The organism is uncultured Sphingomonas sp. (assembly GCF_913062585.1).
Lineage (GTDB): Bacteria > Pseudomonadota > Alphaproteobacteria > Sphingomonadales > Sphingomonadaceae > Sphingomonas.
On sequence record NZ_CAJXWX010000015.1, the window covers coordinates 50,234 to 64,847 of the forward strand.

Below are 14,614 nucleotides of genomic sequence, written 5' to 3' on the forward strand. Positions count from 1 at the left end.
CGCTTGCTCCGGTATCGGTCACAGGTCGAGACCAAGTCGATAGATGCGGTTGGCGTTGCGCCCCCACAGGTCCCGCCGCTCGTCATCGGAAAATCCGGCCAGCAGCGTCTCATAGGCGCCCAGCGTCCGGTCGAGATCGGCCGCCAGACGGTCGGTCGGGAAATTCGACGCGACCATCACGCGGTCCGTACCGAACCGGTCGATCACTTCGGCGACGATAGCGGCGAAACCGGCGGGGTCGAAGCGCGGGCCGATAAAGCCCGCGCCCGACAGCTTGATCGCGGCATGGGACATGGCGGCAAAGGCGTTCAGCCCGGCGCGCCATGCCTCCAGCCCATCCGCCGGGATCGGCAGCGCCAGATGGTTGAGGATCACCGGCACCTCGGGACGCCGCGCCGCGACCTCGGCCAACCCGGCCAGTTGGGGCGGAAAGCCGTGAAAGTCGTAGCTCAACCCATAGCGGCCGAGCAGCGCATAGCCCTCGCGCCAGCGGGGATCGCGGGTCAGATCCATGGCATAGGCGCGGCGGGCGGGATCGCTCGGGTGCCAGTTGATCAGGTGGCGGATACCCTTCACCCGCGCGTGCCCGGCCTGCCAGGCCAGTTGCGGCTCGACCGCCGGATGGTTCAGCTCGACCCGCGCGACGATGGCGCTGGGCAGGCCGTCGTCATGCGCGACCCGGTTGAGCCACACCGTCTCGTCCGCCCCCTGCCCCGGATCGGCGCCCGCATCGACATGCACCGCGCCGACCAGATTCCACGCCGCCAGCTCCGCCCGGTAATCGGCGATGCGATAGGTCGCGGCGATCGGCGCGACCTCGGCCGCATCGAGCCAAGGGTAGCGCAGCACGCCATGGTCCCACAGGTGGAAATGCGCATCGACAAAGGGCGGCCGGGCGGCGTTCACGCCATCGTCCATCCGCCGTCGATGACGTGCAACTGTCCGGTCGTATAGGCGCTCTCGTCCGAGGCGAGATACAGGGTTAGCGCGGCGATCTCCTCGGCGCGGCCCAGACGGCCCATCGGCTGGCGCGCGATAAAGGCCGCGCGCGCCGCCTGGGCATCGCCCGTCGCGGCGAGCCGCTCGTCCAGGCTGGGCGACTGGACGGTGCCCGGGCAGATCGCGTTGCAGCGTATGCCCTGACCGACATAGTCGAGCGCGACCGAGCGGGTGATCCCCGCCACCGCCGCCTTGGACGCGCAATAGGCATAGCGATTGCCGACGCCGATCACCGCGCCTGCGACCGACGCCATGTTGACGATCGCGCCGCCCCCGTTCGAGATCATCGCGGGCAGGAAGGCCTGGAGCATATGGGTGATCGCATGGACGTTCAGGTCGAAGGACAGGCGATAGCCCGCGTCCTTCGTCGTCAGCAGGTCGCCCGCATCGACATAACCCGCGCAGTTGAACAGCACGTCCACCGCCCCCGTCCGCTCGCCGAACGCCGCGATCGCCGCCGGATCGAGCAGGTCGAGCGTTTCGGCGGTGCAACCCCGAAGGCTCGCCAGCGCCTCGGCATTGCGGTCGACCGCGATCACCTGCGCGCCCTCGGCGGCGAACAGCTCGGCGGCGGCCCGGCCGATGCCCTGGCCCGCGCCCGTCACGATCGCCCGCTTACCCTGCAGACGGTTCATCCATGCTTCTCCTTGTGGCGTCCGATCAGGACGGCGAAACCCGTAACGACGGCAAAGCTGACCATGGGCACGAACATCGCGCTGGTGATGCCCCTATGATCCGACACCAGCCCCATCAGCGCGGTCAGCCCGGCCCCGCCGATGATCGCCATCACGATCAGCGAGGCCCCGGCGCGGCGCAGCGGACCCAGCCCCTCGATCCCCAGCGCGAAGATCGTCGGGAACTGGATCGACATGAAGAAGCTCGCGGCGACCAGCGCGATCAGGCCCGGCCAGCCGCCCAGCATGCCCGCCGCCGCGGTCAGCAGGACGGACAGCCCCGCGAACAGCGCCAGCAGCCTCACCGGCGCGGCCCGGCCCATCAGCGCGCTGCCCAGGAAGCGCCCGGCGGCGAACAGCACCAGCGACACGAACAGCGCATCCGCCCCGCCCCGCTCGTTCAGCCCCGCATTCGCCTGCGCATAGCGGATCGTGTAGCTCCACACCCCGACCTGCGCGCCGACATAGAAGAATTGCGCCACCACCGCGCCCAGCAGGCGGGGCTTGCCGAATATGTCGAGGAAGCGACCGCCGCCGCTCGGGCCGTCGGCCTGGACGGGCGCGCCGCTGGGGAAGCGGACCAGCGCCGCGGCCAGCGCGAACAGCAGCACGACGATCGCGATCCCGACATAGGGCGGCGCGATCGCCTGCACCTCGGCCTTGTAGAAGGCGGTACGCGCGGCGGCATCCATGGTCGCCAGCGCCCGCTCGTCATGCTCGATACCCGACAGGATGAAGAAGCGGCCGATCAGCACGCCGGTGATCGCGCCCAGCGGATTGGCCGCCTGCGCCCAGTTCAGCCGCCGGGTCGCCCCCGCCGGATCGCCCAGCTCGCCCATCAACGGATTGGCCGAGGTCTCCAGAAACGCCAGCCCCGCCGCGATCACGAACAGCCCGAGCAGGAACAGCTGGTACAGGCTCGCCGCCGCCGCCGGATAGAAGAGCAGCGCGCCGGTGCCGTACAGCACCAGGCCCAGCACGATCGCCATCTTGTACCCGAACCGCCGCATGACCAGCGAAGCGGGCACCGCGAGCAGGAAATAGCCGAGATAGAAGACCTGCTGGACGAAGCTGGTCCCGAAGTCGCTCAGCGTGAACGCCTTACGAAACTGCGCGATCAGGATGTCGTTCAGGTTGTTAGCCATCCCCCACAGGAAGAAGAGGCTGACCGTGATGACCAGCGCGGGCAGATAGCTGCGTGCCACGGTGCCCGCACACTCGCAGGGCCGGCCCATGCGGGCGTCCGCCATGTCGATATGCATCGGCATTACCCATGCCCTCCACGGCCTTGGCCGGCTCCGACTGCCGTCATCACGGCTCCTTCTCCATGAAACTTATATTTTATGAGTGCGATCTTAAGGCGGCAGATCCTGTCATGGCAAGGGCTATCGGAGGGGAAAGCGCCCGGCCGCTCCGATGGCGGCCGGGCGCGACCATGGCTCAGGCGGCGGCGACGAAGCGCTGGGTCTGCTCGCCCAGGCCGTCAATGCCCAGACGCACCGTCTGGCCCGCGCGTAGATAGGTCGGCGGGGTCTGGCCCATGCCGACGCCCTTGGGCGTACCGGTGGTGATGATGTCGCCCGGCTCCAGCGTGCAGAACTGGCTGACATAGGAAACGATCTCGGCGACCGTGAAGATCATGTCCGAGGTGTTGCCGTCCTGATAGCGATGGCCGTCGACCTCCAGCCACAGGCGGAGCGTATGCGGATCGCCGACCTCGTCCGCCGTCACCAGCCAGGGGCCGGTGGGGCCGAAGGTGTCGCAGCCCTTGCCCTTGTCCCAGGTGCCGCCGCGCTCCAGCTGGAAGGCGCGCTCGCTGACGTCATGGACGACGCAATAGCCCGCGACATGCGACAGCGCCTCGTCCTGCGCGACATAGCGCGCGCGGGTGCCGATCACGACGCCCAGTTCGACTTCCCAGTCGGTCTTTTCCGAGCCGCGCGGGATTTCGACATCGTCGTTCGGGCCGACGATGGCGCTCGACCATTTTCCGAAGATGACGGGTTCGGCCGGGATGGGCAGATTGCTCTCGGCGGCATGGTCGCGATAGTTGAGGCCGATGCACACGAACTTGCCCGGCCGCGTGATGCACGCACCCAGGCGCGGGCTGCCCTCGACCAGCGGCAATGTGGCGGGATCGAGCGCGGCGATCGCGGCCAGGCCCTGCGGCGTCAGACGATCGCCGCCCAGATCGCCCAGCGACTCCGGCAACGCCCGGATGTGGCCGTCCGCGTCCAACAGCCCGGCGCGCTCCTGCCCATAATCTCCGTAACGCAGCAGCTTCATCGACGCGGTCTCCCATAAGAGGTGGATAAGCCTCTTATGCAGCCCGATCAGGCGATGTCACTCGCCAATATGATAGTCCGCTCGCAAATGCCGATCAGGCGTGGCCGCGGATCGACTCGCCCATCAGGCTGAAGAAACCCTGCGCCACGCCGCAGGTCGCGATGTCCCATTCGGGATGCCATTGCACCGCCAGCACATCGGCGTCGCAGCCAGGCGCACGAAACGCCTCGATCAGGCCGTCCTCGGCATCGCGCGCCTCGACCACCAGGCCATAGCCCAGCCGGTCGACGCCCTGCTGATGCACCGAATTGACCTGCACCCGCCGCTGCGCGCTCCGCCCCGCCAGCGCGCCGCCGGGCATCAGGTCGACGCTGTGGTGATGGTCGAACAGCGATTCATAATCGGCGTCCCAGCTACCGCGATGATGGCGCGGCAGGCCACCCAGGCAGGTCAGCGATCCGCCGAACAGCACATTGATCTCCTGCATTCCCCGGCAGATGCCGAAGACCGTCTTGCCCCGGTCGATCATCCGCCCGGCCAGCGCCAGCGCCACCGAGTCGCGCTGCGGGTCGCAGGCGGAGGCCGCCAGTTGCGCACAGTCGCCATATTGCGCGGGGGCGACATGCGACCGGCCGCCGGTCAGCAGCAGCCCGTCGAGCATGTCGGCCATCATCACCGTGTCGACCGCTTCGGGAATCGCGGGGACGATCACCACGTTGGCGTTGCACAGGCGGATCAGCGGGTCGATGAAGCGCGTCGCGACCGCCTGGATCGGGCGGTTCGCCACCTCATTGCCGCACATCAGGCCGATGATCGGCTTGCGTCCCCCCGTCATGCCGTTCCCTCCAGTTCCTGGCGCAGCGCCCTCCCCTCGGCGCGCGGCAGATGCAAAGCCTCGGGCTGGACGAGGACGCTGTCGGGCGCGACATCGGTCAGCAGCCAGACATTGCCCCCGATCACCGAGCGCGCGCCGATGGTGACACGACCGAGTATGGTCGCACCAGCGTAAATGATGACGTCGTCCTCGACGACCGGATGGCGCGCGAAGCGATCGCGCGGCGAACGCGGCGCGGTGCCCAGCGCCGACCGCGCGCCCAGCGTCACATGCTGATAGACGCGGACCCGCTCGCCGATGATCGCGGTCTCGCCGACGACGACGCCGGTGCCATGGTCGACGAAGAAATGCCGCCCGATGGTCGCCCCCGGATGGATGTCGATCCCGGTCCGCTCATTGGCGAGTTCGGAGATCATCCGCGCGACGATCGGCGCGCCCAGGCCGTTCAGTTCATGCGCAATCCGGTGATGCAGGCTGGCGATCGCACCGGGATAGCAGAGCAGGATCTCATCGACGCTGCGCGCCGCCGGATCGGCCAAGAACGCCGCCTCGACATCGCTGTCGATCAGCATCCGCACCTGCGGCAGGGTCGCGCCGAACAGCCGGGCGACCAACGCCGCCTGTTCGGGCGGAAAGGCCGCGTCCGCATCGCTCTGCCAATAGGCGAGTTCGGCACCCACCTCGCGCTCCAGCGCGGTCAGCGCGGCGAGCAGCTTGGCGGCGACGAACCGATCCTCTTCGGCCACGCCGCCGCGAAAATGGCCCGGGCGGCGCGGATAGAGCGCGGCAGCGACCAGCGCCACCACGTCCTCGACCCCGGCGCGCGACGGGAAACGCTCGACGTCGCGGGTCCCGTCCTGCCGTGCCCGCCAGTCCTGCCGTGCGGCGCGCAGGCCCGACACGACCCCGTCGATCCCGGTCGCGGACATATCCCCTTTCGGGGCGGCAGCAATGAACGGCTTGGTCGACATGGGCGATCCTCCGACCTCCATCATATCCCACTTGGATAATAGGATATAACAGAAATGCTACGCCCCAATAAAGCACGGCCTGCCTTAACAGCCGATTGCGATCGGGAACGGCGCGGTCCATGGTCCGCCCGACACCATAGCACGGTCCGGCGGGAGGGAGCCTGCGGGGCCGATCCTTCCTGGTCCCCTCCTGGAGCCTATGCGACGATGACGACCCCGCGCCAGACGACGCTGACCCGTTTCCTGATCGAGGAGCAGCGGCGCTCCGAGGAAACCTGCCCCGCCGAACTTCGCCTGCTGATCGAAACCGTCGCGCGGGCGTGCAAGGCGGTGAACCAGGCGATCTCCAAGGGCGCGCTGGGCGATGTGCTGGGCTCGCTGGGCAGCGAAAACGTCCAGGGCGAGGTCCAGAAGAAGCTGGACGTGATCGCCAACGACCTGCTGCTCGACGCCAATGAATGGGGCGGGCACCTGGCCGCGATGGCGTCGGAGGAGATGGAGACCATCCACCGCATTCCCAACCGCTTCCCGCGCGGCGAATATCTCCTTCTGTTCGATCCGATCGACGGGTCGAGCAATGTCGATGTCGACCTGTCGGTGGGCACCATCTTCTCGGTCCTGAAGGCGCCCGAGGATTGCGCGGGCCGCGAAGTGACCGAGGAGGACTTCCTCCAGACCGGCCGTTCGCAGGTGGCGGCGGGCTATGCCATTTACGGCCCGCAGACGCTGCTGGTCCTGACGGTCGGCACCGGCGTCTATGAATTCACGCTCGACCGCGAGATCGGGTCGTGGCGGCTGACCGACGGGCCGATGCGCATTCCGACCGGCACGAAGGAATTCGCGATCAACATGGCGCGCCGCCGCCAATGGTCGCCCGGCATCGCGCGCTATGTCGAGGAGTGTATCCTGGGCACCGAGAGGCCGTGCGGCGTCGACTATAATATGCGCTGGACCGCCTCGATGGTCGCCGACATCCACCGCATCCTGAAGCGCGGCGGCGTGTTCCTCTATCCGGCCGACCACCGCAAGGACGGCAAGGCCAAGCTGCGCCTGCTCTATGAGGCGAACCCGATGAGCTTCCTGATCGAACAGGCGGGCGGCGCCTCGATCGACGGGGCGATCCCGATCATGGATGTCGAGGCGATCGGGCTCCACCAGCGCGTCGGCGTGGTGCTGGGCGATCCGGAGGAAGTGGCGCGGATCGCGGACTATGGGCGCACGGGATAACCCCGCCCGCTGTTCCCCGGCGAAGGCCGGGGCTCAGTTGCGGTGAACCATGAGGGGCGGGATGGATTGGCCTCCCCCGCCTCGTCTTCCGCTCTACATAGTTGATGGAGCCTGGGCCCCGGCCTCCGCCGGGGAACGGGGGTTTGTAAAACGGAGCCCCTCCCCCCTCACCCCGTCCCGCCTGAGCGAAGTCGAAGGCCACGGGAATCCTTGCCGCACGGTCCGGGACATGCACTTCGACTTCGCTCAGGGCGAACGGATGGACGGAATTACCGCCGCCCCACCGACTCCCGCATCACCAGTTCAAAGTCCAGCACCCGGTCCTCCACCACCCGCGACCGCAACGCGGCGAGGACCTGCTCGACCGCCTGGAACGCCATGTCGCCCACCGGCTGACGGATCACGGTCAGCGGCGGCCAGAGCCGGGCAGCGATCGCGGTATCGTCGAAGCCCGTCACCGTCAGGTCGCCCGGCAGGGACAGCCCCATCCGCTGCGCCGCCCCGATCAGGCCCGCCGCCATATCGTCACTGCTGCACAGGATCGCGCTCGGGCGGTTCTCAAGGGCCAGGAGCGTCCGCCCCGCCTCCGCCCCCGATAGTGGATCGAAACCGCACCGCACGATCAGCGCTGGGTCATCGGCGATCCCGCTCGCCGCCAGCCCGTCGCGAAATCCCGCCAGCCGCTCGGCCGCGACCGAGAAACTCTCCGGCCCGGCGAGAAAGCCGATCCGCCGGTGCCCCGCCTGCGCGACATGCGCCGTCACCGCCGCCATCGCGGCGCGATTGTCGATCCGCACAGTCGAAATATCGGCCATGGGCTGCCCCGTCGCGATCGCCGCCGCCGCGACGCCCAGCTCGGCGAACAGCCCCGATCCGCTGAGCAGTTCGGCGAAGGGCGGCACCAGCAGCACCGCCGACGCGCCGCTCTGCACCAGCGCACGCACGGCGGCTTCGGCCGCGTCGCGGGTCAGTCGCTCCTCGGCCTGGGCGATGAACTGCAGCCCCCGCGCATTGGTTGCGCGCAGCGCGCCGAGCAGGATCGAGTCGATGAACGGCGTGCCACGGTCGCTATAGATCAGCCCGAGCGTCGTCACCCGTGCCTTGGCCAGGCGGCGCGCGGCGATATTGGGGCGGTATCCCAGTTCCTCGATCGCGGCGAGCACGGCGGCGCGCGTGGCGGGGCCGACCTTCCCCGCACCGTTGACGACGTTGGAGACGGTCATCGCCGACACGCCCGCCCGCTCGCCGACCGCGCGGATGGTGACGCCTTCGGGACGTTTAGCGATGGACATTCAACCTATTCCTCCCCTGCAAGGGGAGGTGGCAGGGCGAAGCCCTGACGGAGGGGTGTCGCCCTCTCGATAGCGGGACACCCCTCCACCATCCTTCGGATGGTCCCCTCCCCTTGCAGGGGAGGAATACGAGTCGTGCTCAACCTCAAACCGCCCCCGCCTTCAGCCCCTTGACCGCATGGTCCGCCGCACGCGCGGTCAGCGCCATGAAGGTCAGCGAGGGGTTCACGCACGACACCGACGCCATCTGCGCGCCGTCCGTCACATAGAGGTTGGACGCATCATGCGCCTGGCTCCATTTATTGAGCACCGACTGGCGCGGGTCCGCCCCCATGCGCGCGCCGCCCATTTCGTGGATCGCGTCGCCCGGCACATGCTCGGACTCGCCGCTGGTCACGTTCTTCAGGCCCGCCGCGCGCAGCATCGCCTCGCCCTCGCGCCGGGCATCGGCCATCATCTTCAGCTCATTGTCGCGGAAGGTGACGTCGAACGTCATCAGCGGCACCCCGAACCGATCAACCTTGCTGGAATGCAGCGACACACGATTATCCTCATAGGGCAGGCATTCGCCGAACGCGCCCATGCTGAACTGCCACGGGCCATAGCGGCGCATGCCGTGCTTCATCTCCGCACCGAAGCCGACCGGCTTGGCGGCGTTGCGATAGGCCGAGCCCTGATAACCATAGCCGCGCCGGAAGCCGAGCCCCTCGTCGCCCTTCAGGTTGCGGAAGCGCGGCACATACACCCCGCCCGGACGACGGCCATATTCGATCAGGTCGTCCATGCCGGGAATCTCGCCCGACACGCCGACGCGGAAGATATGGTCCATGACATAGCGGCCCAGCGTCCCGCTGCTGTCGAAATGGCTGCGCTCCGCACCCGGCGCACGCGAGTTCATCAGGATCTGCACCGACCCCATGGCCGAGGCGCAGACGAAGACCAGGTTGGCCGCGACCGTCTGCGCCTGCCCGGTCTTGGCATCCACATAACGAACGCCGGTGACCTTCTTGGCGGCGGGATCATAGTCGATCCCCGTCACCACCGCGTCGGATTGCAGCGTCAGCCGCCCGGTCGCACGCGCGGCGGGTAACGTCACCGCCTGGGTCGAGAAATAGGCGCCGAAGGAACAGCCATTGCCGCACTGGTTGCGGAACTGGCATTTGGTACGGTTCTGGTCGGGCTTGTCCTCGGTCATGTTGGACAGGCGGGTGTGGATCAGCTTGCGGCCCGGAAACTGGCCCTCCAGCCGTTCCTTCAACCATTTCTCCGCGACGTTCATCGGCATCGGCGGCTGGAACTCGCTATCGGGCAGATAGGGCAGATTCTCGCGCGAGCCCGACACGCCGATATATTTCTCGACATAGCTATACCATGGCGCGACGTCGTCATAGCGGATCGGCCAGTCGGCGGCGACGCCCTCACGCTTGTTCGCCTCGAAATCGTCGGGGCTCCAGCGGAAGGACCAGCGGCCCCAGATCAGCGACTTGCCGCCGACCGCACCGGGCCGGATCCAGTAGAATTTGCTCCCCTCGTCATAGGCATAGGGGTTCAGCCGGTCGTCGTTGTAGAATGTCTGGTTGCTGGGCGCGACATAGCCGTGCCTGGCGATGAAGTAATCGCTCTCCATCAACGGCTTGGGCATGATGTTGCGCGCGGGCACCTCGAAGGCGGGCTTGCCGTCATAGGGATAGCCCTCGCCATGCTCCACCATGACGCCCCGGTCGAGCATCAGGACGCGCAGGCCCTTTTCGGTCAGTTCCTTGGCGGCGAAACCGCCGCTGATCCCCGACCCGATCACGATCGCATCGAAACGGTTCGTCGCCGCCATGGCCATCCTCCCTTTATCGTCTTTTAGAAGCGCAGCGCCCGGAGCGTCCGGAAGCTCGTCGTGATGTCGGGCAGATAGGGCGCGGGCGCCTGGTCGTTCTCGACATAGAAATGCTTCACGCCAGCCAGCCGGTTGAGCTTGAAGATCGCCGCGAAGTCGATCTTGCCCGCCCCCACCGCCGTCATGCTGCCATCGGCGCGCGCATCCTTGACGTGATAGGCATAGATGCGCCCGGCCAGCCGCCGGATCAGCGCGGCGGCGTCCTCGCCCGCATGGATCGCCCAATACAGGTCGATCTCCAGCTTCACGAGCGCCGGGTTGGTACCCTTCAGCAGCCGCTCGTACAGGCTGACCCCGCCGGGCCGGTTCGTGAACTCAAAATCGTGATTATGATAGGCAAAGCCCAGCCCCGCCTTCTTCAACGCTTCCGCAAAGCGGTTGATATTGGGCAGCGCGGCGTTCCAGCCCGCCTCAGTCCGATGCTCGTCGGTCATATAGGGCAGGACCACCGTGTCCGCGCCCAGCGTCTTGGCCATGGTCACGCACTTGTCGAAATTGCCGAGCAGCGCGTCATAGGGGACATGAACCGACGGCGCCTTCAGCCCCAGCCGGTCCTGCGTGCGGCGAAGCAGGGCATGGTCCATCGCGTCATAGCCGCCCCCGCCATATTCGACCTCGCGATAGCCGATCCTGGCCACCGCTTCCAAAGTCTTGACCGGATCGGCCGCGAAGATCTCGCGGATCGTGTAGAGCTGGAGCCCGATGGCCCCGAGTTGCGCGGCCTGCGCCTCGCCCGGCAGCAGCGCGACAGCGCCCAGACCCAGGCCTGCGCCCATCAGCGAACGACGATCCATCATGCGGAATACACCTTGTTGACCTTGGAATAGGGATAGGCGCCGTCATATTCGCCGGGCACCGGCAGATATTCACGCTCCTGCGTGATGCCGATTTCCGACGTGTAATAGCCGGTGATGACGAGTTGCCGGAACGGCTCGAAAAAGGCGCGGCCTTCGGGCAGGACGCCCTCCATCGCCTCGGTCAGCAAACTGTCCTGCTGTGCCGGGGTGGCCTTGGCGGCGGCCACCTTGTTGACGCTCTGGCTTCGCGCCTCGATCGCGTTCAGCCCGGCGATGATCGGCACCCGGTCGGCGGGCAGCGACCAGTCGGACAGCATCTTCTCGATGAAATCGGGCACCCCGGCCGCGATCGCGCCGGGCGTGTCGGTGGTCGGGATCACCCGGTCGGACAGCGCGATCATCGTCGCGCGCTGGACGGGGGTGAAGACCGCGACGCTGGGTGGTCCGTCCGAGATGACGGGAATGCCGCCCCGCGCCTGTGCGACCCCGCCCGCCGCACGGGCGATGGGCGCGAAGAGTGCGGAGCCGAACATGGCGGTGATCCCCGCCAAGGCATGTCTGCGGTCGATCATCGGGCATCCTCCGGCAGGTCCTGCGCGATCGCCTCGGGCGGCAGCGGGCGGACCCAGATGTTGCGGAACGAGACGGGCGAGTCGTGATCCTGAAGCTGGATCGGCGCGGCATCGCCATGCGCCTGGTATTTCTCGACCTGCCGCCAGACGGTGGTGCCCAGCATCGCCTGATGGTTCTGGACGACGACGCCGTTCAGCAGCGCGGTGACATAGGCCGGGCGCAGCAGCTTGCCGTCCGCCGCGAAGCGAGGCCGCTCGAAAATAATGTCGTAGCTCTGCCATTCGCCGGGCTTGCGCGCGGCATTCACCAGCGGCGGTTTCCAGGCATAGACCGCCCCCACCTGCCCATCGGCATAGGTCGGGTTGTCATAGCCGTCGAGGATCTGCACCTCGTAGCGCTGCATGAACCAGATGCCGCTGTTGCCGCGGTCCTGCGACGATTTTTGCGGCGGATTTGGCGAGCGAAACTCCAGGTGAAGCTGGACGTCGCCAAAGCTCTGCTTCGACACCAGGACGCTCTCGCCCTTGCCGTCGCGCGGCGGCACGGTCATCGCGCCGTCCCTGAGCAGCCAGGGTTTGCCGCTGGGCGTCCAGGCGTCCATCGAGCGTCCGTCGAACAGCACCACCGCATCGGACGGCGCGCCACCGGCTTGGCTGGCTGGCGTCACCACCTTGGGTGCAGGCCGGTCCGGATCATGGACATGCCATTTCCCGCCCGGCAGCATCGGCGTGTCACGAAAGCCGAGCCCTGGCTTGTCCTGCGCAACCGCACCACTCGCCACGGCCAACGCGATCAACGGGAATATCCGCATCGCTCCCCTCCTCATATGCTCGGGTCGATCGCGCGATACGCGGCGATCAGCCTCTCTTCGCCCGCACGGCCCTTCACCGAATTGCCATGCTCCATGCCGATCACGCCCATGTAGCCGCGCTGCTTCAGGACGCGGCAGACATTGGCATAGTTGACCTCGCCGCTGCCCGGTTCGTTGCGGCCCGGATTGTCGCCGAACTGGATATAGCCGATCTCGTCCCAGCAGAGGTTCAGCGTCGGGATCAGATTCCCCGACTGGATCTGCTCGTGATACAGGTCGGCCAGCACCTTAACGCCGGGGCTGTTCACGCCCCGCGCGACGGCATAGCCCTCCGCGATCGACTGCATGAAGACGCCCGGATGATTGGTCCGGGTGTTGAGCGGCTCCATCACCAGTGTCAGGCCGTGCGGCGCGACGATCTCGGCCGCTCGGCGCATCACGTCGATGATGCGCCCCTGCTGGATCGACGGATGGAGCTTGCGGTCCATGAAGCCGGTGACGACGGTCGCCCATTTGGCATTGGCGCGCTTGGCGACCTCGACCGCGTTGCGGACATCGGCCAGGAAGGCCTGTCGTTCACCGTCATCCTCGCCACCCAGCAGCGGTCGGGATTCCGACCATTTGGGCATGGAGGCGACGAACACGCCCATCGTCATGCCGCGTTGCCGAAGCGCCTTGGCGATCGCCTCCTGCTCGGCCACCGGGCGCAGGGCATATTCATTGTCCTCCCATGCCCAGAAACCCTGATCGGCGGCAAAGGCGATCTGCTCGACCGACGTCGCGCCCCGGCTGGCGAAGCTGCCCAGATGGGGCGCGAAGCCCAGGGAGAAGCGTGCGGCGTTGGAGGGCCCGCCCGCCTTCTGCTCCGCCAGCGCGGCGGTGGGGACGGCGGCGGCTAGGCCGCCCATGACGGTGCGGCGCGACACGCTCATGCGACCCGCTCGCCGATCACCGCGCGGCGCGGGCCTCGACGCTCGGCCAGCCAGATGCCGCCGAACACGAACAACAGGATCACCGGCACGATGGCAAGGCGCGCGAAGGACTGCGACGCCGCCGCATCCTCGACCTGGCGGAGCGCTTCGCCGGTCAACTGCTTGAACGCCTCGGGCCCACCGGCCAGCTCGACCTTGGCGGCATCGAACATCGCGCCCAGCTGCGGCAGGACGAAGAAGCTCGACAGCGCACCCGCCGACCCGACAAGGCCGAGCGCCCAAGCCCCGCCGCGCGGATAACGCTCGGCGACCGAGGCGAGCATGGTCGGCCACATCGCACAGACCCCCAGCCCCCAGACGGTCGAGGCCAAGATCGCCGCGACCGGCGACTCCGCACGCGACAGCAGGAACAGGCCGATGCCCGCCATCAGGCTCGACACCCAGAGCAGCCCCGGATTGGACAGCCGCCCCGCGATCCGCCCGGCAAAGTGGCGGAACACGAACATCAGCGCGCTGACATACACGAGAAGCAGGATGCCACGCATCCCCACCCGGCTGCTCAGCGCCACGTCGAGCCATTGGCCCGGCGCCAGTTCGGACGCGGCGGTCAGGAACATCGCGCCGAACCAGACGAAGAAGCTCGGCCGCTTGAAGACTTCCGCGATCATGCCGCCGAAACCGACATCGCGCACCGCGCGCGGGACCGGCGGGAAGCGGGTGGTCGCGGCCATCGCCAGCACGCCGAGCGCGGGGATCAGGACCAGCGCCATGATCGCCTGCCACGACACTATCTCCGCCAGCAGCACGCCGGCCAGCCCGCCGACGATCAGCCCGCCGGGATACCAGGCGTGAAGGACGTTCAGCCGGTGCGTCGTATCCTCCGGATAAAGCCGCGCGGTCAGCGGATTGATCGACGCCTCCGCCAGGCCCCAGCCGATACCGCTGAGCAGCATTCCGCCCCAGACGATGTGATAGACCGCCATGCCGCTGGCGATCTGCCCGGCCCCGATGATCGCGGTGGTTCCGACCAGGAAACACACACCGCAACCGATCAGCATCTGCCGCGTCCCGATCCGGTCGAGCAGCGCGCTCGCCACGAACAGCGTCGCGGCAAAGCCCAGAAAGGCCGAGCCCAGCGCCGAGCCGATCAGCTCGCCCGCCTGTACCGGCGCGACGGGGTCGATCCACTGCGCCTTCAGGCTGCTTGCCACCGCAGCGCGCAAGGCCGCGCTCGCCGCCGCCGTGAACAAGGCCAGCACGCTCAGCCAGAACAGACGCGACCGATTATCCGGTACCGCTTCCATGCCCCTCTCCTGCTTATGTTTTTTG

The 14,614-nt window shown here is 67.6% G+C and carries 14 protein-coding genes; 1 reads left to right on the forward strand and 13 read right to left on the reverse strand.

Annotation, left to right across the window (positions count from 1 at the left end):
* Positions 1–18: 18 nt before the first annotated feature.
* The 6 genes from QZ546_RS11285 to epsC form a co-directional block, all read right to left on the reverse strand.
* Positions 19–906 carry an amidohydrolase gene (locus tag QZ546_RS11285; RefSeq protein ID WP_294237322.1) on the reverse strand — a complete coding sequence of 296 codons (888 nt, stop codon included), beginning with the start codon at positions 904–906 and terminating at the stop codon, positions 19–21.
* Positions 903–1,634 carry an SDR family oxidoreductase gene (locus tag QZ546_RS11290; protein ID WP_294237324.1) on the reverse strand — a complete coding sequence of 244 codons (732 nt, stop codon included), beginning with the start codon at positions 1,632–1,634 and terminating at the stop codon, positions 903–905. Before QZ546_RS11290 ends, QZ546_RS11285 begins: the two co-directional genes overlap by 4 nt.
* Complete coding sequence (fucP, locus tag QZ546_RS11295) at positions 1,631–2,941, reverse strand: L-fucose:H+ symporter permease (protein ID WP_367113527.1); 1,311 nt, start codon at positions 2,939–2,941, stop codon at positions 1,631–1,633. Before fucP ends, QZ546_RS11290 begins: the two co-directional genes overlap by 4 nt.
* Positions 2,942–3,113: 172 nt before the next feature.
* Positions 3,114–3,959: a fumarylacetoacetate hydrolase family protein gene (locus QZ546_RS11300; protein ID WP_294237328.1), complete on the reverse strand. Its 846-nt coding sequence runs from the start codon at positions 3,957–3,959 to the stop codon at positions 3,114–3,116.
* Positions 3,960–4,053: 94 nt separating this feature from the next.
* Positions 4,054–4,794 carry a gamma-glutamyl-gamma-aminobutyrate hydrolase family protein gene (locus QZ546_RS11305; protein WP_294237332.1) on the reverse strand — a complete coding sequence of 247 codons (741 nt, stop codon included), beginning with the start codon at positions 4,792–4,794 and terminating at the stop codon, positions 4,054–4,056.
* On the reverse strand, positions 4,791–5,723 hold the full coding sequence (gene epsC / locus QZ546_RS11310) for a serine O-acetyltransferase EpsC (RefSeq protein WP_294237335.1): 933 nt from the start codon (positions 5,721–5,723) through the stop codon (positions 4,791–4,793). Before epsC ends, QZ546_RS11305 begins: the two co-directional genes overlap by 4 nt.
* Positions 5,724–5,972: 249 nt before the next feature.
* On the opposite strand from epsC, the gene QZ546_RS11315 reads away from it, so the two are divergent.
* Positions 5,973–6,992, forward strand: a complete 1,020-nt coding sequence (locus tag QZ546_RS11315) for a class 1 fructose-bisphosphatase (RefSeq protein ID WP_294237337.1) — start codon at positions 5,973–5,975, stop codon at positions 6,990–6,992.
* 269 nt (positions 6,993–7,261) lie between these two features.
* Here the strand turns inward: QZ546_RS11315 and QZ546_RS11320 are convergent, their stop codons facing one another.
* The 7 genes from QZ546_RS11320 to QZ546_RS11350 form a co-directional block, all read right to left on the reverse strand.
* Entirely contained in the window at positions 7,262–8,284 is a 1,023-nt protein-coding gene (locus tag QZ546_RS11320) for a LacI family DNA-binding transcriptional regulator (protein ID WP_294237340.1), read from the reverse strand.
* Between the two features lie 145 nt (positions 8,285–8,429).
* On the reverse strand, positions 8,430–10,112 hold the full coding sequence (locus QZ546_RS11325) for a GMC family oxidoreductase (protein WP_294237342.1): 1,683 nt from the start codon (positions 10,110–10,112) through the stop codon (positions 8,430–8,432).
* 23 nt (positions 10,113–10,135) lie between these two features.
* Positions 10,136–10,969 (reverse strand): sugar phosphate isomerase/epimerase, encoded by an 834-nt coding sequence (locus tag QZ546_RS11330; RefSeq protein WP_294237345.1) that lies wholly within the window; start codon positions 10,967–10,969, stop codon positions 10,136–10,138.
* Entirely contained in the window at positions 10,966–11,541 is a 576-nt protein-coding gene (locus QZ546_RS11335) for a gluconate 2-dehydrogenase subunit 3 family protein (protein WP_294237347.1), read from the reverse strand. The genes QZ546_RS11330 and QZ546_RS11335 overlap by 4 nt, the downstream gene beginning before the upstream one ends.
* Positions 11,538–12,353 (reverse strand): DUF1080 domain-containing protein, encoded by an 816-nt coding sequence (locus tag QZ546_RS11340; protein WP_294237350.1) that lies wholly within the window; start codon positions 12,351–12,353, stop codon positions 11,538–11,540. The genes QZ546_RS11335 and QZ546_RS11340 overlap by 4 nt, the downstream gene beginning before the upstream one ends.
* Before the next feature lie 11 nt (positions 12,354–12,364).
* Positions 12,365–13,285 carry a TIM barrel protein gene (locus QZ546_RS11345; protein WP_294237352.1) on the reverse strand — a complete coding sequence of 307 codons (921 nt, stop codon included), beginning with the start codon at positions 13,283–13,285 and terminating at the stop codon, positions 12,365–12,367.
* Positions 13,282–14,589: a sugar MFS transporter gene (locus QZ546_RS11350; RefSeq protein ID WP_294237354.1), complete on the reverse strand. Its 1,308-nt coding sequence runs from the start codon at positions 14,587–14,589 to the stop codon at positions 13,282–13,284. The genes QZ546_RS11345 and QZ546_RS11350 overlap by 4 nt, the downstream gene beginning before the upstream one ends.
* Between the last annotated feature and the right edge of the window lie 25 nt (positions 14,590–14,614).